Consider the following 24,610-nt stretch of genomic DNA (forward strand, 5'->3'; position numbering starts at 1 on the left):
TACTATGAAAAAGGCAGCTCTTGCACTTCTTACGCTACTTACACTTTCTGCTTGTAGCACCAGTGTGCCTATTCGTAACTTTGACGCAAACCCTGTACCGCAAATGGCGTCTGGCCAACATGACCTTGAAAGTATCAAAACCAATATTTTAAAAGCATGTATGAAACTAGGCTGGACGTGTCGTTCAAATGCCGAGGGTCAAATCTTAGGTAAACTTGATATTCGTAAACACCAATTACGTGTTGATATTACGTTTAACGAGCAAGAATATTCTATTGATTACAAAGATTCGATAAACCTTGATTACAATGGCAAAAAAATCCACCGCCAATATATCAATTGGGTTACCAACTTAATGCGCAATATTGATGCTGAATTAGCTTATAAATAAAATTGACGCAAAATCAGGTATTAAAAAAGGCGACCTAGGTCGCCTTTTTCTTTGCTAATTCTAGTTTTTTAAGTTCTTATCGAAGAACTCTAAAAACGCTTTCAACGTTTTAATTCTATACGGCTGGTGCGATAAGTAATGGTCGCCATCTTCGAGCTCAATGTAAGTAACATCTTTGCCTTCGTCTTTAAGTTCATCATCCATTTCACGGCTATGATAAACAGGCACCACGTTATCATCAGAGCCATGAACCAATAGCACCGGACGATTAATTTGCTTTGCAAAATTAACAGGCGACACTTTTTCTAGTTTATCGCCATCAGTTCCAAATTGCTTACGCACAATTTCTTTATTAGTGAAATAACGCGCTTTACTAACAATACGCTCAAGATCAGTAACGCCAGCAAAGCTTGCTGCACATTTGAATGTTTCTGGGTGTTTAACCACCGCCATTAATGCAGCATAACCACCATAACTTGCCCCGCCAATACAGATTTTATCTTTATTTGCGATACCTTCTTCAACAAGCCAATTCGCCGCATCTTGCAAGTCATCTTGCATTTCATTACCGTAACCTTGAACTGCAGCCATCTCAAATTCATGCCCATAGCCACTCGAACCACGGAAGTTTGGTTGTAGTACTGCATAACCATTATAAGCAAGTAACGCAGTCCAATAGTCAAAACCAGCGTAATCACGAGCCATTGGCCCGCCATGAGGGAACACAATTGTTGGTAATTTATCCCCTTCTTTGTAGCCCACAGGTAAAGTTAAATATCCTTCAATAGTTAAGCCATCACGGGCTTTATAACTAATTTGCTTTTTACCGCTGTAAACAGTTTCATCAACATCTGGAAATGCCGAGGCAAATGCAGTTAACTCGTTAGAATCTCGGTCACCCAGCATATAGGTACCAGGAATTTGCTCATCTGAAACGTAAACCACGTATTGACGCTGTTCTTTACTGGTATCAATAATATCAATATCAAACTTATCTGCCGGCAATACAGCGCGTAAGCCATTATAAAGGTTGTTTAAATCTTCATCCCAGTAACGGATCCCCTCATCTAATTGAGAGTGCGTAAACCCTGCTACTTCACCTGTAAGAGATGAATAGAATATATGACCGTCGAAGTCATAGTTATCATCGCTGAACACTAACTCTTTTTTCATGGTCGTTAGGTCCATTTTATAAAGCGCATCATAGCCATCTTTAAGAGCTTTGAAGTAAAGAATATTAGGGTCTTTATCAAATCCCAAAACAGTCACTACATCAGGGCTAAATGCTTTATATTTGAATAACGTTTTACGGTTATCTCGATCTTCGTCATAAAGAATATATTCAAATTCGTCTTCATCCATTTTTAGAGCAATACGCACATTACCTTGGCGGTCTGCTGTCCAATCGATAACTTTACTACGTGAGCGCTGAATTTTTTTCTTACGAAGTGTACTTAAATCAAGTTCATATACGCCAGGGGCATTGGCAACATCAAAATCACCTTGAACTAAAATTTTATCTTTTTTATCGGGTAAAAAGCTGATTACCTGATCACCAAATTGCGGTTGGCGTTCATCACGATTAAAGTTAGGCTTTATAGCCAGTTTCGCCTTGCCATCACCACCAATTTTATATGCATATAAACGGGTAGAGGTATATTTAGGGCCGCCAAATTGGCGTTGAATATAGCGGGCACCTAAAAGTAGTACCTCATCATTTGCCCATTCATACCAATCGAAGAAAATAGTGTGATTATCTGAACGAATAATAGAATCAGCTTCTTTAGTTTTACGGTTATAAACCATTAAAACCAGCTCACCATTTACATTTCGAATAAACGATAAATTTTTACCATTTGGCGAAAATTTTACTTGGCTAAAAGCGCGTAAAGAGGCGAATGATTCTACAGGGAGTTGTGTGTTTTCAGCAGCACGAGGCATTAAGCTCAGCACTGCAAAAAGAGTTAGCAGTAAGTACTTCATAATAAAGTCCATTTCTTTTTTATTGTCGCGGCAATAGTAACATTAAATTACAAAAAAAGACTAATTCAAAAAATTAGACACCCCTTCCATTCGTTTAAAACGAACGTAATGCTCGATTAATAGCATTATTAATTTATTTTTTGCTAATTATAATAGCCGCACAACTTCAGTTTTCTTAGGTGACATGATGAAAAAAGTACTTGTGTTAAATTCATCTTTAAATGGTGAACAAGGTAATTCAACCAAGCTTAGCCAACTATTTGTTGAGCAGCTTGCTAACAACCAACAAATTTCAGTAACAACTCGCGATTTAAGCGACAATGCGATTGCTCACTTAACGCAGACAGAAATGGCTGCTTGGATGACTGATGCAAACGAACGTAGCGATGAGCAAAAGCTACTTGCTGCAATTTCTGACGATTTAATTGCTGAACTTAACGATAACGAGCTGATTGTTATTGGTATGCCAATGTATAACTTTGGTATTCCATCAACATTCAAAGCTTGGATTGATCGTATTGCTCGTGCTGGTATTACATTTAAATACACAGAGCAAGGCGCTGTAGGTTTAATTAAAGACAAAAAAGTAGTGGTACTTGCTGCCCGTGGTGGTGTATATCAAGGCACCGACATGGATACACAAACTAAATACTTAAATGATGTACTTGGTTTTGTGGGTATGACTGATGTTAACTTTATTTACGCTGAAGGCCTTGCGATGCCAGGTGCAGAGCAAAGCTTAGAAGCAGCACAAAACGAAATAAAGGCTTTCACCGCGTCACTTTAATATGTGATTAATAAAGCTAGATATAAAAAAGCGGTCATCATGACCGCTTTGTGATTTACGCTGTGACCGATAACAGCGAATCACCTTCAGATAAACCAAACTTTTCTTGCACAGAGGCTAGAATCGCTTCTTTATCTTCTTCTCCCAGTTGATCAGAATATTGCGCTAACAACTCATCTAAATAACTGACAACTTCTTCGCTATCAACCTGCTCAAGTGAATTACCACTTGGCGGCGGTGGTGGCGGACCAGGCGGACGCTCACCTTCAGGACGACCTAATTCACCGACTTCAGCGGCATCAAAGCCAGCTTCAGCCATAATTGCTTCCATTTCTTGACCCGGTTGAATACCCGCATCCATAAATGTTTGCATAATAGATTGTGCATCTTCTGCGGTTAAGTTTTCAGGATCAAATTGAGCTAAGGTTTTATTCATTAACTCTGTTTGTTCACTGGTCAACGGCTCTGCTTGAGGTCGTTGCATGGGCTGAAAATTCGCACCCGATGAAACACTGTTGATCATCGTTGATTTTCCTTACGTTTTGGTGGTTTATGGTTGTTGAACTCGTCTTCAGTTACTTCACCATTTTGATCAGCATCCATGTCATTAAAAATGGTTTGCAGCATATCTTCAGGCATAGGCTGTTCACTAAACTCAGTAAAATCAATCGCCCCATTGCCATCTATATCAATCGATGCAAAGTCAGGTCGCTGGGGTGGACCGCCTTGATGGTCGCGAGCAAAACAAGCGGGCGCTGTGGCTAACAACGAAATAACTAAAACAGAAAGTGCAGATAATTGCTTCATAGCGAACCTCTTATGTCATTCAATTGACCGTAAGCATAATCTGAATATCATCCAAAAGTGTGTGGGCAATATGCTACAAATGTGGAAACTTTGTGGATTGCTTTAGTAATTAATCTAAGTTGTGACTTGCTACGTATAAGCACCAAAGCAATTTTCAACTCCACGTTTATGGCAGGCTCAAAAAAACAAAAAGTAAATCTTGTTTGGTTTAAACGTGACCTACGACTATCTGATCATCAGCCACTTGCCAGTGCAATTGCATCAGAGCTGCCTTGCTTACTTATTTACAACTTTGAGCCCCTATTACTCGAAGACCCCCATTACAGCTTTAGGCACTGGCGTTTTGTTGCTCAGTCACTTAAAGACATCAACCAACAGCTCGAAAAATATAACGCTGAAATCGCTATTTATAATCAAGAAATGATTACCTTGTTAGAAACCCTTAGTGAAGATTTTGATATTGCAGGGGTTTATAGTCATGAAGAAATAGGTCTTTACAATACCTTTGAGCGAGATAAACAGGTCAAACGCTGGCTAAACAGCAAAGCAATTCCTTGGCATGAAACGCCACTTGGAGGTGTAAAACGAGCGAGGCCAAAACAGTTTGATTGGCAAACACATTGGCATGGCGTGATGAACCAACGCCTTGTAACGCCAAATTGGCAAGCCTTTAATGCAGTGCAGCCTCATAATTACCAAGCAGCAACCTGTGCTGATAATTTTCTAAAGCACGACCCGCAGTTTCAATATGGTGGCCCTCATGCAGCCAGAGCTTGCCTACAGAGCTTTGTAGAAGAGCGTGCAAAGAGCTATCAAAGTGGCATCTCGAGTCCTTCCAAAAGTAGAGATTCATGCTCTAGGCTTTCGCCTTACTTAGCCTTTGGCAACTTGAGCCTCAGACAAGTTTATCAAACTCTAAAATACTATTTAGCAAAGCAGCCTTTAAGCTGGCGTCGCTCATTATATGCTTTCGAGTCAAGGCTTCACTGGCATTGCCATTTTATGCAAAAATTCGAAACTCAATGCAGCATGGAGTTTGCACCGCAAAATGCGGGCTACAAGCACTACCCTTATCGCGATGATGAACATGTTGCTGAGCACCTAAAGCGCTTTGAGCAAGGTCAAACAGGTATTCCCATTATTGATGCGTGTATGCGCTGCCTCAAGGCAACGGGTTACATTAACTTTCGAATGCGCGCTATGTTAGTCAGCTTTATGACTCATCATATGAACATTCATTGGCAATCCGTCAGCTTTATTTTATCGCGTTATTTTTTAGATTTTGAGCCTGGTATTCACTACCCACAAATCCAAATGCAAGCATCGGTCACAGGAACCAACACGATTCGTTTGTATAACCCAATAAAGCAATCTGAAGATAAAGACCCAGATGGCATATTTATTAAAACATGGTGCCCTGAGCTTAAAAACTTACCCATAGAAGATCTCCACCAGCCATGGCAACAGCCGCCAATGGAGGCCTTATTTAATAACTTTAAACTCGGCGAAGACTACCCTGAGCCTATGGTAGATATTGAACATGCAGCCAAACAAGCACGTGAGCGATTATGGTCATTTCGAGAACGTGATGATGTAAAGCGTGGCACAAAAGCCGTACTGCATAAGCATGTTACAAGCCTTAAAAGACAACGCCATGGCTCATAAAAAGCTTAATTTACCCAGCAAAACCTGCCCCGTCTGCGACAGGCCATTTATGTGGCGTAAAAAATGGCAACGTGACTGGGAGCATGTAAAGTACTGCTCAGAGCGTTGCAAGCGTGAAGCAAAAAGAAATATTGGCGTTTAAGTTGCACTTATATCGTTAACTCACAGTTTTCGGCACAAAACCCTGAAAGCCTTTCACGGTTGTCGAAAAAATTTACAAAGGAGATGACGATGACGATTAAAAAATCTGCACATACGAGTTGGTCTGGTGATATTAAATCTGGCAAAGGCTATATTTCTAGTCAAAGTGGCGCGCTTGAGAAACAGCCATTTGGCTTTAACACTCGCTTTGAAGATAAGTCAGGCACTAACCCTGAAGAGCTGGTTGCAGCGGCACACAGTAGCTGTTTTAGCATGGCGCTATCGCTTGCACTAACTGAAGCAGGCTTTGTCGCTGACGACATAACGACCAAAGCAACAGTGAGTCTTGATGAAGTTGATGACGGCTTCGAAGTGAGCCACATTGCACTTGATGTTAGTGCTAAGATAAAAGAAATTTCGAGCGAAAAGTTTGAGCAACTTTGTGAGCAAACCAAGCAAGGCTGCCCTATTTCTAAACTGATGAATGCCGAAATATCACTCACCACAACGCTTAATTAATCTCTGTAGGCCAAGCACTGCTTGGCCTTTTCACAAACTAACAGACCCACAACACTTTATTACAATGTAAATACCTACTTGTTGTATTATCTTGATGAAGCAAAACCAAATACAACAAGGATATGTATGTTTAAACAACTTGCCCCTATTGCTCTGGCAGCACTTGCTTATTCAAGCAGCTCAATCGCAACAGAACAACAGATGAGTAAACAATGGTTCAATAGTATCGACTATACGCACATAGAGAGTAACAGATATAGTTTTAATGCTTACCAATTAGTGAGCCATTACTACTTTGAGGAGCAGCAGAGCTCTGGGGTACTTGATGATTATGGTTACCTAGATACAGATTCAAACATCCGAGTGAATTACTTTAATAGCGATTACACTGATTATCTTGGCATGTTTGGTGAAGGATTTTATAAAAACTGGTTTGTTACAGGTGAAATTTACGATGTTGATGATGCTGATGACTATACCTTAGGAATAGGCTATTTATTTGCCGATGCCTTAAAGGTCTCTGTAAATAGGGATGTGCGTGAATATGGTGATGATTATTTCCGCTTAAAAGCGCAGTATAACCTCCAAATAAACGATAAGGATTACCTTGGTTTTAGCGCGGAAACAGATGATGAACTCGACGTTTGGAATGTCTCTGCCAGATACTTTAATCATTTAAGTGGTAGCCATTACATTACTGTCGATGTTGGCCACCAAGACAGCCTTAATGATTCAGCAAGCAATGCCATGATCAGCTACTACTTCGGCGATCACTATGCCATAGGCGCAGGTTTGGATGATTCTGAACTCGTTTTACAAGGCAAGTACTTTATTAATGATAAATACTATTTAACCGCGAATTACACTGAAAGCGGCTCTGCTGAACTTTATAACCTTAAGTTTGTTGCCCAGTTTTAAACTGATATGAGCCAATAGCTTTAAACAAAAACGCCGCTTGTAAAGCGGCGTTTTCAGTTTCTAGAATTACATATTACCTAGCTTCATCATCATTGCAGTGTACATTTTTAAGTTCAGTTCTAACTGCTCTTTAGTAATAAACTCATGCTCTGAGTGGCCTGTGTACTTTTTACCTGGCATTGATGGACCAAATGACACCGCATTATCAAACAGCTTAGCATTTGTGCCACCACCAATTGACACAAAGCCCGCGTCTTTATCGCCGGTAAAGTGCTTAAAGATATCGAGTAACGCCTCTGCATGAGGCGCACCATCTAACAGCATTGGCGTACCAATCACAACTTTAGTGTCTTTTAACGTAACACCATTAGTAGTTTGCCAAGCGCTAAGTGCTTCATTAATTTGCTGCTCAAGCACCGCTTCTTGTTTTCCTACCGGACGACGCATATTAATCGACAACTTAATGTCGTTACCATCGCGGCTTAATAAGGTTGGCGAAACAGTCATCGGGCCCATAAAGTCATGCTTATAACCAATTTCACCGAATTGCGCGCCGTATAAGTCAAGACCAATTAGCTGATTGATAAACTCAATTGCTTGACCATCGCTATTGTTCTCAAGATCAATACCTTTAAAGATTTCTGCAAGGTGCGCAATGGCGTTTTCACCCGCCTCTGGCTCAGATGAATGCGCTGAAATCCCCTTCACTTGGACTAACAAGCCATTTGTTTGCTCAGTCATCGCCACTTTGACGTTTTTAAGCTGAGCAACATTGTCGTGTAATTTAGCCACAGTTGCCGCATCAGCGTTATGTACTAACACACTGGCATCTTCAGGGATTTGGCTAACAAAGGCGCCGCCTTTTAAGTCACTAACATATAAGCCTGTTTGTGCAGAGGTCGCAGAGAAAGTCGGGGCAATTAAGCTCCAGCCTTTTTCTGCAACAACCACAGGGTATGAAGCATCAATAGTGACAGCGTATTTTGGTTGCTGATAGGTTTTCATGAACTCTTCGAGTGGTGCCCAGTCAGACTCTTCTGCAAGGTAAACCATTAATTCAATACGGTTATTTAATGTAATACCCTTGTCTTTAATCGCCTTCATTGCATGCAGTGCAGTCGCAATTGCGCCTTTATCATCTTCTGTACCACGTGCAATTAGCTTTCCTGGCTCAGAGGTTTTATCCATTTTAAATGGACTTTGCTGCCATTTACTGGCATCTGCTGGTTGCACATCACCATGGGTTACTATGGTTACTTTGTCAGCTTGGTTACCCATGCCAATTAATACTGTGTAGCCTAAATCTTGATAATCAAACCCAAACTGCGCCGCTTTCATTTTTAAGAACGACTTAAAGCCAATGAAATCTGGGTTATCTGGATTCGCTAGCCCTTCTTTATTTACCGTTGGATACGAAACTAAATTCTCTAAGGTATGAATTTGCGCTTGTTGATATTGCTCTACCGCGTAGTTAGCCAGCTTTTCACTTTGCTCAGACACAGCTGCCTGACTAGAGAAAGCACTTAATAAAAATGCAGCAAGTAATGAATGTTTCAAGATAAGCTCCAGAGTTTAAGAAGGTTTTTAGAAAGTCGCCTTGATTGTAACGCTTATAACGCCGACATAACATCTCTAATTCAAGCAAAATAGATCGCTTAAAAATACCAACAAGGTACAATAGCCACTCACCCTATTAATTCGTTTGTTAGACTCATGAACCGCAGAAAAAAGATCTTCACTAAACTTAAGCAAAAAGATAAGCGCGCCAATGCAAAATTGCATAAAAGTAATAAACCGGCATACATCTCAAAGGCAGAACGCGAAAAATTAGCACAGCAAGAAGCTGAGCAGGAAAGTTAAAATACCTAGCGGTCAGCGGTAGGGTTGTAGGCGCGATTTTACATCGCGCAACACGCAAAAGAAATTTCACGCCGCTGCCAGCTGTAGGCGTCACGCTTGCTTAGCGCGTCTCAAACGCCACCACAAAACAAACACCCTCGCGCGAAATAAATTTCACGCCTACAACACCTCAATTCACATTTGTATCAGACACGTGATCTGACTCGCTAACTTTACTCTCGTAGCTAGATACTCTGGTTTTGCGCGTAGAAATTTCACGCCTAGCAACTCAACTCTTTTCACACTCATTCACAAATTGTGCTTCACATAGTTCCGATTTTTAAGTATTTTAAAATTAATAAAATAACAACAATAAGATACAAGGGAATGAGACGTTTATTGCTGCTTAGCTGTGCGCTTTTGTTAAGTGCATGCGCATCTAAAGTTACCAACATAAAAGAAGACCGAGACACACTATCTAAAGCCGATGAAGGCTACCTACTGATTGGCATTGAAACTAACCGCAGTTTAAAAGCCATTTATATTGATGGTCCAAAGTCGCTAGTTCTTACGGCTAAGGACATTCGAAGTGGTAGCAATTATATTTTAGCGAATCTACCACTGGGTGATTACACCATCACACGCTTGAACTTAAGTCATTACTCATTTCTCAAATTTGATAACGATGAAGAAAGTTGGCAATTCACACTTGCCCCTAACAAAGTTAATTATGTTGGCCATTTAGACATAACAACTATAGGTTACTGGAACACACGCTCTCATATTGTTTTAGAAAACCGTAGTTCTGAAGCACTGCAATACATGGAACAAAACTTCCCAACGATTTTGTCTGGTCGCTCGCTAAATTATGGCGGCCCCGGCGAAGACTCATTCTTTGATTATTTGGAACAAACATTTTCGCAGCAGGAAGCAAAATAATGAAAAAGCTACTTATCTTATTATTTTTTATTTTTCCCTTGCATGCTGAAATGTTATCGAGTGAAGACTTAATGTATTCGCCCGATCAAAGCCAAGTTAAAGTATCGCCCAGTGGCCGTTGGATCAGCTTTTTAGAAGCGCAGGAAGACAAAACCAAAACTCTCAATATCATCGATATGGATTCGATGAAAATGTACTATATCGTCAAACTCGACGAGGATAATGATTTTTACAATTATCAATGGTTAACAGACGATGATATTTTTATCAGTGTAAAAAGTCGCGATAGTGACGATTTTGAAGTCGTCGTGAATGTTATTGAAGGCGAAAAAAAACCAAAAATTGAACAGCATAGAGTTAAAGCAAAAGGCTACATCGTAGATAGGTTACTCAGTGATCCTGAACATATCTTATTTGCTAAACCTGATAAGAAAAACACACTGCTTTATCAAGTGCCCTTAACAGCTTTATACAGTAATGATTACAGCTCTTATACTCCTATAGAAAAAGGTTTAAAAGGTGCCTATAGCTACTTCTTTGACGAGCACAAACAGCAGCTTTTTACTGCAAAATTTGATGAAGACGAAAAGAGTTTACAGTTCTTCTATAAGGTTATTGGCAATAAAAAGTGGATCCCGATTTTTACTCTCACTGACGCAGATTATCAGTTTTTACCAATTGGATTTACAGACCAAGATCACCTTGCCGTCATTACCAACAAAAATACCGATAAGAGCCAGGTGAGCCTTTTTAATATCAACACACAAGAAATCACCGACACACTCTATCAGCACCCAAAATATGACATTCAGTCCGCTGAGCTTGATGATAATGGCAAACTTATTGCTGCCTCGTATATCAAGCATGGTAAATATACTACCGATTATTTTATTGACGCCTATGAGCAATTACATAGCAAAGTTGCGGAAGCTTTAGGAGACGAACAGTTTTTTTGGGTTGATAGCTCTATCGATGGTAAGACACAAATTTTATTCAGTCACTCAGCCACCGTACCTGGCAAATACTATTTATACCAATCAGAAACAAATCACATGGAGTTACTGTTTTCTGTCGCCAAAAATAAAGACGCAACGTACGCTAAAACAACGTTTTTTAACTTTAAAGCCTACGATGGAACTAACCTAGAAGGTTACTTAACCAAACCTATTAACAACGATAAGCAGGTATTATTAGTGATGCCACATGGTGGCCCAATAGGTATTCGTGAAAGTGATGAATTTAGCCCTGAGGTGCAATACCTTGCTTCCCGTGGTTTTTCTATCTTACGTGTTAATTTCAGAGGCTCAGCAGGGTTTGGTAAAGAGTTTTTAGAAAGCGGTGTTGGTCAATTTGGTAACCTTATCGAACAAGACATTTCTGCCGCAGTGGCAGAAATTCGTTCACAATATAGCTTTAAACATACCTGCTCTATTGGCGCAAGCTATGGTGGTTATTCTGCGGTGATGCTGGCAATTAAACACCCTGATATTTATGAATGCGTGATTGCAAGTTTTGGTATTTATGACTTACCTCTACTTTATAACGCAAGTAATATCGCTTTAACTAAAGATTATCAAGAGCTTATAGAACGTACGGTTGGTGAATATAGCCAAGATTTAAAAGATATTTCCCCCGTCTATCAGGCTACATCTTTAAAAGCCCCAGTTCTTATTATTGCTGGTAAACAAGATGAAATATCGGGCTTTGAGCAAAGTAATCGCTTTTACTATGTTTTAAAGCGTTTAGGTCATGATGTTGAAAAAGCGTTTTTCGAGCGTTCAGGGCATGGCCATCAGATTTGGTATTACGATCAAGTAGAAGCAGCTTTAGCTAACGACTTTCTTGAAAGAAAACTTAATCTAAACAGTACATTGACTAATTATACTGAATCAGAAAAGAAAGCGGTTCAACGTGATGCCATATTGTTAGCAGATACTTTTGACAGTAAGACTATAGAAACTGATCGTAAAAAAGAAAGCTTTGACTACTACCAATTAGCTGCCAACTTAGATCATGACCGAGCAATGTTTAATGTCGGTAGTTATTATCATCGTGGTGATAATAGACCAATCGATATCAAAGAAGCTATTGAGTATTACTCTCGAGCGGCAGAATTAGGCTATGAGCAAGCGCTGGAGCGTTTAGGCTATATATACTCTGTGAGTAAGCTAGTTAAACCGGATTATCATAAAGCAAAAGAGTTCTTTCAAACGGCCTTTGATAAAGAACATAGTGTTGATAATGCATTTAACTTAGCCTCTATCTATTGTATCGCTGATAATGAAATCAGAGATGTAGATAAGTGTTTATCTATGCTTAATAGCTATGCGAATAAAGTTGATAATGAATCTCGCCAACATGTTCGAGAACAAATATCAATCATTATGCAAGAAGGAAACTACTCCGAGAATGAGCTAAAAGGTCTTCACAGTGTCTTAGCTAAACTTTATGGCTTGAATTACCCGAATGCTATTTTGGAGTTAGAACGCAAAGGATTATTTAAACTAGTACTATCCGATAAGTTTAACGGTGAACCTGAAATAGAACAGCTATCAAAGCAATTAGATTTCATCTATAAACTCGATGATGAACAACGCTTTGGCATAGAGTTTTACATGAATCGTGATGGCCTCGATACTCGTAGAGATCGACTTGTTGTGTTTACCAAATGGCACTTCACTCCTGACGATAAAGCGCTCAATGATTTTGTTTACTATCAGACTCTATGGGGCGACCCAATTACCGAATGGTCTACCTACCGCACTTTAGATGAAACATCGACTCCAGGTACGTGGACACTAGATGTGATGGGCGCAAACCAACAGTTGCTCTATCAAAACACCTTTAAAGTGACAGCTATCAACTAAACTCAAAATGCGCAATTTCAATCAGGTAACGACTTAGGGGCCATGGCAAACTGGCCCCACTTCTGAAAAGCATTAACGAGTAACCATGAAAACGAAGCAACAACAACGCATTGAGTTAGTCTGTGACTACATTAGCCAGCATCTTGATGAACCTTTATCACTGGAGACACTCAGTGAGGTGGCATGTTGTTCGAAATATCATTTTCATCGTTTATTTGTCGCTGGAGTTGGCCTAAGCGTTACCAAATATGCGCAGCTTGCGCGTTTAAAGCGTGCCTCATTTCGACTTGCATTTGAACATCAACTTAAAATTATTGATGTTGCATTAGAAGCGCAATTTGATAGTCCTGAAGCATTTAGCCGTGCTTTTAAGCGCACCTTTACGCAGTCGCCTAGCGAATTCAGAAGCAAACCAAACTGGCCTAATTGGCACACACAGTTTGAATTTTCATTACCTGACAAAAAGGTTTGCCCTATGAATGTAAACATTGTTGATTTTAAAACACAGCCGGTGGCTTTATTAACCCACCAAGGCGCTGCTAATACCCTAATGAATACCGCTGCAAAATTTATTGAGTGGCGAAAAGAATCAGGCTTTTCACCTGTTAAAACCAGTAACACATATGGGATCCCATATAGCGATCCGGCCACCACTGAAGACCATGCATTTCGTTTTGACTTCGCAGGCAGTATCACCTCACCGATTACTGAAAACCCGCAAGGTGTGCGAAATGGTGAAATTCCAGCAGGACGCTGCGCCGTTGTTCGTCATAATGGCTCTCATGACACCATTAGCGATACAGTTTACTACTTATACCGTGAATGGCTGGTGCAAAGCGGCGAAGAGGTCAGAGACTTCCCCTGCTTCTTTCATTACCTCAACCTCATCCATGAAGTTGATGAATGTGACCTGCAAACGGATATATATTTGCCGATAAAGTGATTGCGAGTTGCGAGATGCGAGTTGCGAGTTGCGAGTTGCGAGTTGCGAGTTGCGAGTTGCGAGTTGCGAGTTGCGAGTTGCGAGTTGCGAGTTGCGAGATGCGAGATGCGAGATGCGAGATGCGAGATGCGAGATGCGAGATGCGAGATATTGTAGGCGCGATTTTATATCGCGCAATATAAAAAGATAACGCGCGAAATAAATTTCACGCCTACATCAAAAAACGTGGGAGCGGCTTTAGCCGTGAATAAAGCTGTTCGGCGTTAAAACGCCTCCTACACCGTAGGCGTCACGCTTGCTTGGCGCGTCTCAACCGCCACACAAAACAAGCACCCTCGCGCGAAATAAATTTCACGCCTACGACAGCTTATTTCACATTTATATCGGACACGTGACCTGACTCGCTAACTTTACTCTCGTAACTAGAAACTCTGGTTTTTAATCTGAAAGCTGACGGCTGATAGCTGACAGCTCTCTTTACTCTTTCCCCTAGCAGCTTGCTAACTTTACTCTAGCAACTCGCTAACTCCCTTCCCTAAAACCTATAACTCACACTGGCATTATACGAGCGGCCTTGTCCGGCAAGTTGCTCAAAACCATTGCTCATGTCTTGCTTATAATTAGCAATGCTTACACCGCCAAGCGGCTGTTGGTAATATTCATCAAGTAAGTTGGTAATTGCTAACTTAAAGGTTAAATTTTGCCACGTTTTCTGACTTGAGATAGCCAATAGCTGATAGCTGTCGGTTTGGTTTTCTAAACGGCGCTCATCAACATGGGTTTTACTATCAACCCATTGCCAGCTCAGTGCGTTTTGCCAGCCTTTGTATTCGTGCTCTAGGCTCAGTTCAGTGTGCAGTGGCATAATTTGATATAAGTCTTCATTGCTATCATCACGCTCGCCATGAGTACTGGTTAGTGAGCCTTTTAACTGCCACTTTCCTGCTTGCTTTGTGTTGTAAAGCTCTACCAAACCCGCCAGTTTTGCACCATAAAGTGTCGCATCTAGGTTCGTAAAAGTAAGAATATTGCGCTTGGTATGCGCCATGTCGGTGCGATTAAAGCTCTTAGTAACTTCAGCATCAATATAATCATTTACTTGCGTGTACCAAACATTTGCTGTTATTTGCCAGCTATCGTCTTTGGCAAGTTTGGTATAGCTAGAGCTCAATGTGTGAGCTGTTTCGGCTTCTAAATCTGGGTTACCAATATAACCATTACCATCGCCAAACCAACCAATCATGGTGGTTGCCATCCTACCTACACCCCAGCTGTAACGCTCATATAAATTAGGGGCGCGGTTTTTACGAGCTAAACCAAATTGTAGCTCATCGTTGTTCGATAATTGATAGCGAGCAAGTAAACTCATATCAACTAAGGTGTCGTCACGTTTACGGTCTAATTGGTTAAATTCCATCGCAGCTTGGGCATCGGTTTTTGACATATCCATCATTGAGCCCATATTAGCCATACCGCTCATGCCACCTTCGTTATAAGCCTGCACTTCGCCAGTATCTGTGGTGACTTGCTCAACACGAACACCTGCCGACACCCACCATGCTTGGTTTACTTGGTTTTGGTACTCAGCAAATGCCGCAAGGCGGTCACGTTTGCCATCGTTAATGTTTACGTACTCATTTGGGCCCATCATCATTGACCCTGCAACCGCCGGCCACCAATCATCAATTCGATATCCGTAATATTCTTGCCCAAGCATTAATGATGACTGTTTTGATAAATCTGTGTGCCAATGAACTTGATAACTGTAATCTTGTGCATCGGTATTCATTGGCATCATGCCGGTTTTCTCATTACTGAAAAAACCCATTTCGTGTTTTACATCATGCGCATTCACTTGCACCTGCAAATCACCATTTTCAAGCTCACGTTGATACTGAGCAACGAAACCATAGCTGGTGTTATCGGTCATATCCATGTATTGATTTGCAAAGCCTTGGTAAGGAATTTTTTGATGCGTCAGCTTAACTACAAGCTGTTGTTTCTCATCACGAATAGCGCCCGTTAAAGCATGATTTTGCACTCGATATAAGGTATCAAGTACACGCTCACCATGCCCATCATCATAGCTGTTAGCATCTTCAAAGCTGCCTTGGTAAGACAAGCTAAACTGTTTGCTCGCAAGGCTGGCACCTAGCGCGTATGCTTGGCTATCGTTAACGCTTTTGTACTGGGCGGTAACATAGCCTGCGCGCCAGTTCACTGAGTCTGAATCACTAAATTCAGGGGCAATCGTATTAACTCTAATAACGCCGGCAATATTATCACCGCCACTGCTTACCGGTGATACACCAGCAACGACACTGTAAGAGGCAATTTGGTTTGCCGAAACATAAGAGAGTGGCGGGTTCATTTGGTTAGCACACGCTGCTGTGACATCAGCACCATCGACTAAAACTTTAACTCTATCGCCCATCATGCCGTTCATCACCGGCAAGTTAGACACACCTCCGGCAGCTGAAAAATCAACACCTAAATCTTTCAGTAACGCGTCTGCAGAGCCAACTAATTGATGGTTATTTTGGGCATGACCTTGTACTTCTATCACTTCAATAGAATCATCAGCAAAGGCCGAAATACTTAAAACACAGCTAAGTGCTGCAGCAATTTTAGAAAATAAAAAACCAGGGCGAGAAGATTGCGTGTTCATAACTCTTTTAAAATCAAAGCAAATAATTAATGACGCCGATTATAAAACTCATTAATTAGTCTGAACACGTGACATATTGTCGCACCCTGTCACAGGTAAATAACTTAGCGCAGCACCACTAATGGAATACGGCTATCTTCAAGCATTTTTAAGGTCGTGCTGCCTAAAAAGAATTGTCGCCATTTAGAGTGACCAAATGCGCCCATCACCATTAAGTCAACGGCGTGGTCACTTTTATATCGCCACAGCGCTTGGTAAACATCCCCATCGAGCATGCGCGCTCTCACATTAAAGCCATTTTCAGCCAACCTTGCTGAGGCAGTATCAAGTTTGTCTTGACTGTGACCGTCTTGTTTATCAACCATCACCAAGTGGCAATCTAAGCCGGATAAAATACCGCCATTGATAATTTGTGTAATCGCTTTGTCGGTACTTTCGCTACCATCATAAGCCAGCATAAAGTTTGTAGGCTCATGAAATTGCGGCGGCACAATCGCAACCGGGGTATGCACCTGGCGGATCAGCGTTTCAATATGCGAGCCTAGTACTTTAAAATCATCGTAATGGCCTTTACCAGAGCGGCCAATTATCATCACACGGGCATTGTCTTCATGTTCAAGTAAGGCATCAACAAGACTCATTGAAAGCTGCTGTTGCTCAATCTCGGTTAAGCCTGCATGCTCGGCTTTTTTCATTGCTTCATCTAGCAATAATTGACCGTGCTGCGACGCTACTTTGTTGCGCTCTTGTTCAAGTTTTGCCAATTGCTCTAACAATGAGGTTTGCGAACCTAAACCAATAATTGCGGTTAAATCATCACTGCCCTGCGGCAAAGGTGGCTCTAATGCATGCAGAAAATTAATTGGATGGCTGGAGCGCTTAGAAATCCAAATAGCCGCTTCTGTCACCGCATCGGTCATGCATGAACCGTCGATACAAGCAAATATCTTTTTCATTGCGCTCTCCTTTAAACCAATTTAGTTAACCAAGTATAGTTGGCTTTTTATCAGTATTTATTTTGAACAGCAAAGACTTAAGAAGTTCAGGTTATTTTCTTATAGCAAACAAATATAGAACGTTCCAAAAAGTACTGTATCAACCCCATTAATTTGTATTACAATAGCGCTGGGCACACATCTCTACTCCAGAACAAAGTATTTGTTACTGGCATTTTCAATTATCAAAAATCTATTTTGTTTTTAAATTTATTTTAAAGGAATTACATGACTAACGTAGCCAACTCCCAAGGCAACGCAAGCACGTTTACCATTCTGATAGTATTGGCTTTAGGCACATTCATTTTAGGCCTATCAGAGTTTTCTATGATGCCAATGTTGCCCCTGATCAGCGAAACATTTTCGTCTACGCCTGCGCAAAGTGGTTATGCCATCAGTGCTTACGCGATAGGCGTAGTCGTCGGTGCGCCGCTATTTATGATCACAACCGCCAACATGCGTAAGCGCAATGCCCTGTTGATGTTTGTCAGTATGATGTTTTTATTCAATGGCTTAAGTGCTTTTGCAAACTCGCTTGAGCAACTTATTTTATTTCGCTTTTTAAGTGGTTTACCACACGGTGCCTACTTTGCCGCTGCTATTTTATTGGCAGCCGACATTGCCCCTGCCGATAAACGCGCAAGCTTTATGTCAAAGGTATTTATGGGTTTAACCATTGCCACTATCGTTGGTGTGCCCATGGTCACCCTAGTGGGGCAAAACTTTAGCTGGCGTTATTGTTTAGCGGGTACCGCTGTACTTGCATTAGTTGCCTTGGTATTGATAGTGAAATACGTACCTAACGTAAAAAATACCGCGCCAACATCAATTCTCGATGAGTTAAGTGTATTAAAGAATAAGCTCGTATGGACTATTCTGGGTATCATAATTATTGGTTTTGGTGGCGTATTTTGTGTTTACACGTACATTGCCGACACTATTTTAGAAGTCACCCATACCCCTGCTTACACTATCTCTATTGCTATGATCATGTTTGGTATTGGCTGTACTTTAGGTAACTATGTATTAGGTAAAGCCGCTGACCATTCACCGCTGAAAACCACAGGCGCAGCGCTGATTGGTGCTGTAGTATTTGCAGCCAGTTATGTAAGCGCAAGCCATAATATTTGGCTGTTATACGCGGTGATTTTCTTTATTGGCTTTAGTGTTGGTTTAGGTACCGTGATCCAATCGCTATTAATGGATGTGTCACCACAAGGGCATGCCATGATTGGTGCGCTAGTACAGTGTGCGTTTAATACAGCTAATGCGATTGGCCCTTGGCTTGGCGGTATGGCTATTGCCGAAGGCGCACTCCCTAGTCAAACAGGCTATGTTTCTGCGGGTCTGTTCTTAGGTGGCTTTTTAATGTGGTCGTTAAGTGCGATGCAGATGAAAAGACTACGAGTCGAAAGTTAGCAAAAATGTAGCAGCGATTTTATATCACGTAGGATAAGTGGCGTTTAACATTCGGCGTTAAAACGCCTCCTACGCTATCAGACTTACTCATCCTGAAATATCTCTTCGATACTCAGGTTGAATAAACGCGCGGCTTTAAATGCTAACGGCAAACTTGGGTCAAATTTACCTTTTTCTATCGCATTAATGGTTTGCCTAGACACATCCAAAAGCTCTGCGAGTTTCGCTTGGGTGTAGTTGTGCTCTGCACGAAGCACTTTCAAGCGGTTTTTCATTCTTCGCCCTCGTCGTTTAACTGCTTATTCATCATTAAAAGACTCACCAAATAGGTTAAGCCCATAAAGAGCACGAGGTGTGAAATATCTTCTTTAAAGCTAATTAAACCGCTTGATTGCACCACCGAATAAGCTAAACCAAATACCAAGCTTGCACCCAAGGTAATGGCCATTGCATTAAGGTGCATACGCTGCTGCAGCTCATCCATTCCTTGTAGTTGTCGTTTGTTAGATAAAATCATCATGATGCCAACTACTACATTAATTAAGATTGCCACAACACTAAAAATAGCCTGCTCTTGCCATAAAAAGTGCGGCCCAAATGAGGCAATTGCTAAAGTAATCACCCATGCAGATGTCCATTTCGCGAGGTTTAGCGTGTTCTGCTTATTACGTTGTTTAAAGGTTAATCCTGTTTGATTCATTATTCTCACCTTAAAAGTAAAGTAGACTTGACTAAAGATTAAACTAGCAACACAAAAAGTCAAACAAACTTTACAAATAGTTTTATATACACGACATCAATATGATTTTTTAATGTCAGAAAAGGCAAGGTGCTTGCTGTTAATCTCATAATATTGTATTAATCAAAGTATCCCGTAATCTAATATAAAATCGGGTCCAATCGGACTGCGTTTCTAACAATAACAATGAAGATAACACTATGAATACGGCACTGTTTTTCGTTGGCGAATGGCAAGTTACTCCGGCCACTAATTCAATCCGTCGCGGTGAACAAACAAAGCATCTTGAACCCAAGGCGATGGATGTATTACTGCTGCTTTGCGAAAAACAAGGTGAGCTACTAACAAGTGAAGAAATTATCAGCCACTGCTGGCCAAATGTAGCGCTCGGTGACAATCCCCTTCATAAAGTGATCACCCAATTACGTAAAGCATTTGACGATAAAGCAAGCGATCCGCATTACATAGAAACCATTCGTAAACGCGGTTATCGAGTAATTGCCGAAATCAACTTTCCACTCAACGAAGAACAAAAAGCCAGCCAAACCAGTTGGCAAGGTGATTCGCCCTTTGTTGGCTTAAGTGCGTTTGCACCAGAGCAAGCTGATGTGTTTTTTGGTCGTAACAAACAAATTGCCACCTTGTTACAGCGAGTGTCGGCTCAAATTGAGTTTGGTCGCGCATTTTGCTTAATTTTGGGAGCCAGTGGTTCAGGTAAATCGTCGTTAGTTAACGCAGGTGTATTGCCCGCTTTAATGTCGAGTAATGGCTACGATGGCATTAGAGTACATAGTTACTGCCAACTCGACTTTGCCGATGTCAGCAAAGAGCGCTTACTGCTTGATTTAGCCTCAACCTTGCTCGATTTAGAAATAAACGACGCACCTGTACTTAGCGATATAAGCGCCGATGCGTTGGCTGAATTGTTATTAAAAGACCCAGAACAGGTTATTTCCCGCTGTAAAGCAGCACTTGCAGCGCTAAATGCAGAGCGCACTACGCCCTATTTATTTTTATTTATCGACAGGCTCGAAGTGCTATTGTCATCGCCGCTATTTAACGATGACGAGCGCAACCAGCTGTTAGCACTAATTGAGCGCTTAGCAACAAGTGGCTGCATGATCATTTTTAGTGCCTGTCGTAATGACTTTTACCCGCAAGTAGTGAGTCAACCAAGTTTAATGGCAGGCAAAGCCAATGGCGCACATTTTGACTTATTAGCGCCAACTCGCTCTGAGCTTAAGCAAATGATCCGTTTGCCAGCACTTGCAGCAGGCTTAAGCTGGCAACATCACCCAGAGCACCACACACCGCTTGATGAACAACTTTGTAACGATACTGCCAATAACCCAGATGCATTGCCAATGCTGCAATACACCTTGCAACAGCTTTATTTACAGCGCAGCCCAGACAACGAATTATTGTTCTCTGAATACCAAGCCCTTGGCACCATCGAAGGAGCCATCGGCCAAAAAGCCGAACAGGTATTTTGCCAATTACCCAAAGACCAACAAACTGAACTTGCCGCAGTCCTTTCTAAGCTGATCACCTTAAACCCAGATGGCGAAACGCTCACCAGCCGTGCAGCACGTTGGAGCGAATTAACCTGCCCTGCTGCAACCAAGCTTGTTCAGGCCATGGTCGATAGCCGCTTGTTTGTGTCACACCTTAAAAATGAGCAAGCCTGTTTTAGCCTTGCCCACGAAGCGCTGCTACGCCATTGGCAACGCGCCATAGATTGGGTACAAGAACACCAACAAAGCTTAGCAATTCAAAGCCGCGTGCAACTAGCCACCGAGCGCTGGCTGCTTGAACATAAACACAGCGACTTTTTATTAACCCAAGGCAAACCGCTGCAAGAAGCACAAAGCCTAGTTAAAAACCCTATGTTTAGCTTATCGAGCGACGAACAAGCGTTAATTAAAGCTTCTAACAACAAAGCCAAACGTAAAAAACGCATGTTACAAATAACGGCGGCTGCACTTGTTTGCTTAACCTTTATTGCTACATTTATGAGCGTGCGTAGCTACCATGCTGAGCAAGTTGCAAAACAAAAACGCCAAGAGGCCGAGAGTTTATTGGGTTTTATGGTCGGTGAATTTGCCGATAAACTGAGAAGCGTTAAGCGTATGGATTTACTAGATGGTATTAGCAATAAAGCCCTTGAGTATTTTACCAATCAAGACGAAGAAGCGGCCTCGTTGTTTGACTTTAGCGATAAACAAGCCGAGTTTAATAACCGTTTTCAATACGCTCAAACCTTAGAGGCCATGGGCGAAGTGGCCTACTCGCGCGGCAAAACCGACGAAGCCTTCACCGCCTTTGAAAATGCGCGAACGCGCCTAGAATCATTACTAAAAATTCAACCCAACAACCTTGATGTTTTAATGCTTGCAGGGGCCAATGCTTTCTGGCTTGGGCAATTAAACTTTGATAACAGTGACTATACAGGCGCCGAACCTTGGATAAAACGCTACCAAGAGCACAGCAAACAAATGTACACATTAGCACCCAACGATTTTAACTCAATTATGGAGTTATCTTATTCTTATAACTCGTTAGGTTCATTGTACTTAAAGCAATTTGACTACGCTCTCGCAAAACAGAACTTTACTGAATCTTTAAAACTTAAAAACCAAGCCCTTGAGCTAAAACCTAATAACAAAAATCTATTACGCGATAAGACAGATACCATCAGTTGGATTGCAAGTACTGAAGAAAACTTAGGGCATTTCAATGAAGCTCTCAAGATTTTTGAACATGCAGAAAATGAAACAAATAAAATGTTAACTAAGTATCCGGCCGATGCTAGTGTATTAACATCGTTAGCATATAAACATATCCAGCAAAGCTACTTATTAAGTTACTTCCCTGATAAATCAAAATCTTACGAAAAAGCAAAGCAAGCAACAGAAACGATTAACAAAGCGAGATTGCAAGATGTTCAAAATAAAACTATTGAAAGAACATACTATCAGTTTCTAGCTTATCAACTCTCTCTCTCTGATAACCCAAATATAGATAATAGAGTTAGTGAAATAATAGAGTTTTTAGGTACCAACAAGTCATCGAATAGACAAGTTATTGGTACAAAAATTAGCTTGATAGAATATTTCATTAATAGAAATAATATTAAAAGGGCTTTAGATCTTTTAAAAAGCCTGGATGAAAATAACATGTTATCCAGCGCACTGGATATAGACAATGCACGACTTCATACAAGAACCTTGTTAATTAGAGCGGGATTGGCTGAATCACAACAAGAAAAAAATTCTTTATGTGAAGACGCAGCAACCACTCTAAATAAAATAAGTAAAAAAACTAAAAGTATAAAATTTACTTACCCATTAATTCAGGCATATACCTGCCTAAATAAATCACACGAAATAGAAGCGACCATTGTTCCGGTAAGAGAACTGGGAATAATTAATTTTCAACTATAAAGTAAAGGAAAAAACATGATTGAAGGTAAAGTTTACAATTTCACAGTGAATATTGAATTAGATAGCAACAAAAAAGCTGTATTTACATACTTCCAAGATGGTCAACAAGTATCTGGTGGTGGGGTTGTTACAGAAAGAAATAGTCTTGGTATTTACACCCTAAATGAAGAAACTCAAAAAAGAGGGTTCTTATTTTCTGCCGCTACTTTTAGTAATCATGAGGGTGACTGTGCTAAAGATTTCAGTTACGAGGTTACAAACGCTGGTACGGTAATCAATATTTCAGATACCGATGAAAACAGCGGTACAGCATGTATGATCTTCACGGTTAGCTGCAATGGTGAGGAATATCAAAGCGAAGATCCACAGTTTGAAAATAAAGAAGAAGTATAAAATCTAGAAATGACACCAACACAAGGCTCCACCAAGGAGCCTTTTTTATTTTAAAACAACAACTTAAAACCAGAAGATTACCAGAAGGTTTATTTACACTTTTTTAAGTAACTTTATAGACACCAAAATCGTTTGCATCGGCAAAAAGGAAACGAACGTGTCTACTAATAAAAATGAACAACCAAGCACTAATAAATCAGAAGCGAAAAGCGCACTTGCGCAGTCTATAAATTCAGAGCAACTTGCACTGATTGCCCAAATGTTTCAGAACATTCCTGAAGGAGTGTTTATCATTAATGGCCAAGGCATGTTTGAATTTGCAAACCCGATGGCGGCTCAGCTTTTAGGTGACAACCAAGAAGCGTTAATCGGGCAAAACATTTTACATTACCTACACGACACCGACCGTGATAAATACATGTATACCCTACTCAGTTGGTTAGACCATAAAGACTCGCCGATAAGTCTTGGGCCAAACGAAGTTAAAATAAACCGCGCTGATAATAAAACCCTTGAGGCGGATTTATGTATATCGAGCCTGCCAAAAAACATTGCCGTTGCAGAAAATTTATTTATTTGTGTATTACATGATTTATCATCACACAAAGAACAATATAACCGCTTAATAAAACAGGCTACTACTGACCATTTAACCGGCCTTGCTAATAGATTAACCCTTGAAGAGTCATTAAAAGAGCATTGGCAAGAAAGCGTACAAACCAATCAAGCTATTAGCACTATATTAATCGACATTGATTACTTTAAATTATTCAACGACCGATTCGGCCATGTAAAAGGCGATAAATGCTTACAAAAAGTAGCAAGTATAATCGCAGAGTCACTCCCTTCTCGCGATTGTTTAGCAGCCCGTTATGGTGGTGAAGAATTCGCCGTAATATTACCCCGTTGTCAAAAAGACACGGCCGCCGCCATTGCTAAACATATTCAAATAAAAGTAAATAACATGCCATTTACTGATATAGGTTTACCGAGTGATTTTAGAATAAGTGTAAGCCAAGGAATTGCTTGCGAGTTTAATAATCAATATCGTACTTCAGAGGCATTAATTTGCGCCGCAGATACTGCATTATACCGAGCAAAAACAGAGGGCAGAAATAAAATCAGTATTAGCGCATAATAAAAGTTAATATAAT

Annotated in this window: 22 protein-coding genes; 14 read left to right on the forward strand and 8 right to left on the reverse strand. The window is 40.8% G+C overall.

The features are described from left to right. Window positions 1–4 precede the first annotated feature (4 nt). Window positions 5–391, forward strand: a complete 387-nt coding sequence (locus AUR67_RS12590) for a hypothetical protein (protein ID WP_054561969.1) — start codon at window positions 5–7, stop codon at window positions 389–391. A gap of 60 nt (window positions 392–451) precedes the next feature. Here AUR67_RS12590 and AUR67_RS12595 read toward each other — a convergent pair whose 3' ends face one another. After that, on the reverse strand, window positions 452–2,374 hold the full coding sequence (locus AUR67_RS12595; RefSeq protein ID WP_058585521.1) for an alpha/beta hydrolase family protein: 1,923 nt from the start codon (window positions 2,372–2,374) through the stop codon (window positions 452–454). 187 nt (window positions 2,375–2,561) lie between these two features. Between AUR67_RS12595 and AUR67_RS12600 the strand changes: the two genes are divergently transcribed. Further along, complete coding sequence (locus AUR67_RS12600; protein ID WP_058585522.1) at window positions 2,562–3,161, forward strand: FMN-dependent NADH-azoreductase; 600 nt, start codon at window positions 2,562–2,564, stop codon at window positions 3,159–3,161. Between the two features lie 55 nt (window positions 3,162–3,216). On the opposite strand, the gene AUR67_RS12605 is transcribed toward AUR67_RS12600, so the two are convergent. Together AUR67_RS12605 and AUR67_RS12610 are read right to left on the reverse strand one after the other, a co-directional pair. Then, entirely contained in the window at window positions 3,217–3,684 is a 468-nt protein-coding gene (locus AUR67_RS12605) for a hypothetical protein (RefSeq protein ID WP_058585523.1), read from the reverse strand. Continuing rightward, window positions 3,681–3,968 (reverse strand): EF-hand domain-containing protein, encoded by a 288-nt coding sequence (locus AUR67_RS12610; RefSeq protein ID WP_058585524.1) that lies wholly within the window; start codon window positions 3,966–3,968, stop codon window positions 3,681–3,683. The genes AUR67_RS12605 and AUR67_RS12610 overlap by 4 nt, the downstream gene beginning before the upstream one ends. A gap of 168 nt (window positions 3,969–4,136) precedes the next feature. Between AUR67_RS12610 and AUR67_RS12615 the strand changes: the two genes are divergently transcribed. The 4 genes from AUR67_RS12615 to AUR67_RS12625 all read left to right on the forward strand — a co-directional run bounded on the left by AUR67_RS12615 (window position 4,137) and on the right by AUR67_RS12625 (window position 7,211). Continuing rightward, window positions 4,137–5,633 carry a cryptochrome/deoxyribodipyrimidine photo-lyase family protein gene (locus tag AUR67_RS12615; protein ID WP_058585525.1) on the forward strand — a complete coding sequence of 499 codons (1,497 nt, stop codon included), beginning with the start codon at window positions 4,137–4,139 and terminating at the stop codon, window positions 5,631–5,633. Then, window positions 5,623–5,775, forward strand: a complete 153-nt coding sequence (locus AUR67_RS20915; protein WP_082401584.1) for a DUF2256 domain-containing protein — start codon at window positions 5,623–5,625, stop codon at window positions 5,773–5,775. Before AUR67_RS12615 ends, AUR67_RS20915 begins: the two co-directional genes overlap by 11 nt. A gap of 89 nt (window positions 5,776–5,864) precedes the next feature. Continuing rightward, a complete protein-coding gene (locus AUR67_RS12620) occupies window positions 5,865–6,293 on the forward strand; it encodes an OsmC family protein (RefSeq protein ID WP_058585526.1) in 429 nt (142 codons plus the stop codon). A 126-nt stretch (window positions 6,294–6,419) separates the two neighbouring features. Then, window positions 6,420–7,211 (forward strand): putative porin, encoded by a 792-nt coding sequence (locus tag AUR67_RS12625; RefSeq protein ID WP_058585527.1) that lies wholly within the window; start codon window positions 6,420–6,422, stop codon window positions 7,209–7,211. A 66-nt stretch (window positions 7,212–7,277) separates the two neighbouring features. Here the strand turns inward: AUR67_RS12625 and AUR67_RS12630 are convergent, their stop codons facing one another. Then, window positions 7,278–8,768: a dipeptidase gene (locus AUR67_RS12630; protein ID WP_058585528.1), complete on the reverse strand. Its 1,491-nt coding sequence runs from the start codon at window positions 8,766–8,768 to the stop codon at window positions 7,278–7,280. Between the two features lie 156 nt (window positions 8,769–8,924). On the opposite strand from AUR67_RS12630, the gene AUR67_RS20920 reads away from it, so the two are divergent. The 4 genes from AUR67_RS20920 (at window position 8,925) to AUR67_RS12645 (ending at window position 13,799) form a co-directional block, all read left to right on the forward strand. Then, window positions 8,925–9,071: a DUF2986 domain-containing protein gene (locus tag AUR67_RS20920; protein WP_064971746.1), complete on the forward strand. Its 147-nt coding sequence runs from the start codon at window positions 8,925–8,927 to the stop codon at window positions 9,069–9,071. Window positions 9,072–9,437: 366 nt separating this feature from the next. Next, window positions 9,438–9,989, forward strand: coding sequence for a hypothetical protein (locus AUR67_RS12635; protein ID WP_058585529.1), 552 nt, complete (start codon window positions 9,438–9,440; stop codon window positions 9,987–9,989). Beyond that, window positions 9,989–12,856, forward strand: coding sequence for a prolyl oligopeptidase family serine peptidase (locus AUR67_RS12640; protein ID WP_058585530.1), 2,868 nt, complete (start codon window positions 9,989–9,991; stop codon window positions 12,854–12,856). The genes AUR67_RS12635 and AUR67_RS12640 overlap by 1 nt, the downstream gene beginning before the upstream one ends. An 85-nt stretch (window positions 12,857–12,941) precedes the next feature. Continuing rightward, window positions 12,942–13,799 carry an AraC family transcriptional regulator gene (locus AUR67_RS12645; protein WP_058585531.1) on the forward strand — a complete coding sequence of 286 codons (858 nt, stop codon included), beginning with the start codon at window positions 12,942–12,944 and terminating at the stop codon, window positions 13,797–13,799. Window positions 13,800–14,334: 535 nt separating this feature from the next. Here AUR67_RS12645 and AUR67_RS12650 read toward each other — a convergent pair. Next, window positions 14,335–16,467 (reverse strand): TonB-dependent receptor, encoded by a 2,133-nt coding sequence (locus AUR67_RS12650; protein WP_058585532.1) that lies wholly within the window; start codon window positions 16,465–16,467, stop codon window positions 14,335–14,337. A gap of 104 nt (window positions 16,468–16,571) precedes the next feature. Continuing rightward, entirely contained in the window at window positions 16,572–17,423 is an 852-nt protein-coding gene (locus AUR67_RS12655) for a universal stress protein (protein WP_058585533.1), read from the reverse strand. Between the two features lie 267 nt (window positions 17,424–17,690). On the opposite strand from AUR67_RS12655, the gene AUR67_RS12660 reads away from it, so the two are divergent. Next, on the forward strand, window positions 17,691–18,881 hold the full coding sequence (locus tag AUR67_RS12660) for an MFS transporter (protein ID WP_058585534.1): 1,191 nt from the start codon (window positions 17,691–17,693) through the stop codon (window positions 18,879–18,881). An 83-nt stretch (window positions 18,882–18,964) separates the two neighbouring features. Here the strand turns inward: AUR67_RS12660 and AUR67_RS12665 are convergent, their stop codons facing one another. Both AUR67_RS12665 and AUR67_RS12670 read right to left on the reverse strand, forming a co-directional pair. Then, a complete protein-coding gene (locus AUR67_RS12665) occupies window positions 18,965–19,156 on the reverse strand; it encodes a helix-turn-helix transcriptional regulator (protein ID WP_054551820.1) in 192 nt (63 codons plus the stop codon). Then, the gene (locus tag AUR67_RS12670) at window positions 19,153–19,581 is read right to left on the reverse strand and encodes a hypothetical protein (protein WP_054551821.1); all 429 of its coding nucleotides are present in this window, start codon (window positions 19,579–19,581) and stop codon (window positions 19,153–19,155) included. Before AUR67_RS12670 ends, AUR67_RS12665 begins: the two co-directional genes overlap by 4 nt. A gap of 239 nt (window positions 19,582–19,820) precedes the next feature. Between AUR67_RS12670 and AUR67_RS12675 the strand changes: the two genes are divergently transcribed. The 3 genes from AUR67_RS12675 (at window position 19,821) to AUR67_RS12685 (ending at window position 24,594) form a co-directional block, all read left to right on the forward strand. Further along, entirely contained in the window at window positions 19,821–23,063 is a 3,243-nt protein-coding gene (locus AUR67_RS12675) for a winged helix-turn-helix domain-containing protein (protein ID WP_058585535.1), read from the forward strand. Between the two features lie 15 nt (window positions 23,064–23,078). Next, window positions 23,079–23,456, forward strand: a complete 378-nt coding sequence (locus AUR67_RS12680) for a DP-EP family protein (RefSeq protein WP_058585536.1) — start codon at window positions 23,079–23,081, stop codon at window positions 23,454–23,456. A 157-nt stretch (window positions 23,457–23,613) separates the two neighbouring features. Further along, a complete protein-coding gene (locus tag AUR67_RS12685; protein WP_235591835.1) occupies window positions 23,614–24,594 on the forward strand; it encodes a GGDEF domain-containing protein in 981 nt (326 codons plus the stop codon). The last annotated feature ends 16 nt before the right edge of the window (window positions 24,595–24,610 follow it).

Origin of the sequence: Pseudoalteromonas sp. XI10, assembly GCF_001469895.1 — a bacterium.
Lineage (GTDB): Bacteria > Pseudomonadota > Gammaproteobacteria > Enterobacterales > Alteromonadaceae > Pseudoalteromonas.

Coding starts and splice junctions, on each gene's coding strand:
- AUR67_RS12680 (WP_058585536.1), top strand. CDS start 23,079: ATGATTGAAGGTAAAGTTTACAATTTCACAGTGAATATTGAATTAGAT.
- AUR67_RS12670 (WP_054551821.1), bottom strand. CDS start 19,581: ATGAATCAAACAGGATTAACCTTTAAACAACGTAATAAGCAGAACACG.
- AUR67_RS12665 (WP_054551820.1), bottom strand. CDS start 19,156: ATGAAAAACCGCTTGAAAGTGCTTCGTGCAGAGCACAACTACACCCAA.
- AUR67_RS12635 (WP_058585529.1), top strand. CDS start 9,438: ATGAGACGTTTATTGCTGCTTAGCTGTGCGCTTTTGTTAAGTGCATGC.
- AUR67_RS12590 (WP_054561969.1), top strand. CDS start 5: ATGAAAAAGGCAGCTCTTGCACTTCTTACGCTACTTACACTTTCTGCT.
- AUR67_RS20920 (WP_064971746.1), top strand. CDS start 8,925: ATGAACCGCAGAAAAAAGATCTTCACTAAACTTAAGCAAAAAGATAAG.
- AUR67_RS12605 (WP_058585523.1), bottom strand. CDS start 3,684: ATGATCAACAGTGTTTCATCGGGTGCGAATTTTCAGCCCATGCAACGA.
- AUR67_RS12660 (WP_058585534.1), top strand. CDS start 17,691: ATGACTAACGTAGCCAACTCCCAAGGCAACGCAAGCACGTTTACCATT.
- AUR67_RS12625 (WP_058585527.1), top strand. CDS start 6,420: ATGTTTAAACAACTTGCCCCTATTGCTCTGGCAGCACTTGCTTATTCA.
- AUR67_RS12640 (WP_058585530.1), top strand. CDS start 9,989: ATGAAAAAGCTACTTATCTTATTATTTTTTATTTTTCCCTTGCATGCT.
- AUR67_RS12595 (WP_058585521.1), bottom strand. CDS start 2,374: ATGAAGTACTTACTGCTAACTCTTTTTGCAGTGCTGAGCTTAATGCCT.
- AUR67_RS12610 (WP_058585524.1), bottom strand. CDS start 3,968: ATGAAGCAATTATCTGCACTTTCTGTTTTAGTTATTTCGTTGTTAGCC.
- AUR67_RS12615 (WP_058585525.1), top strand. CDS start 4,137: ATGGCAGGCTCAAAAAAACAAAAAGTAAATCTTGTTTGGTTTAAACGT.
- AUR67_RS12600 (WP_058585522.1), top strand. CDS start 2,562: ATGAAAAAAGTACTTGTGTTAAATTCATCTTTAAATGGTGAACAAGGT.
- AUR67_RS12645 (WP_058585531.1), top strand. CDS start 12,942: ATGAAAACGAAGCAACAACAACGCATTGAGTTAGTCTGTGACTACATT.
- AUR67_RS12650 (WP_058585532.1), bottom strand. CDS start 16,467: ATGAACACGCAATCTTCTCGCCCTGGTTTTTTATTTTCTAAAATTGCT.
- AUR67_RS12620 (WP_058585526.1), top strand. CDS start 5,865: ATGACGATTAAAAAATCTGCACATACGAGTTGGTCTGGTGATATTAAA.
- AUR67_RS12675 (WP_058585535.1), top strand. CDS start 19,821: ATGAATACGGCACTGTTTTTCGTTGGCGAATGGCAAGTTACTCCGGCC.
- AUR67_RS12655 (WP_058585533.1), bottom strand. CDS start 17,423: ATGAAAAAGATATTTGCTTGTATCGACGGTTCATGCATGACCGATGCG.
- AUR67_RS20915 (WP_082401584.1), top strand. CDS start 5,623: ATGGCTCATAAAAAGCTTAATTTACCCAGCAAAACCTGCCCCGTCTGC.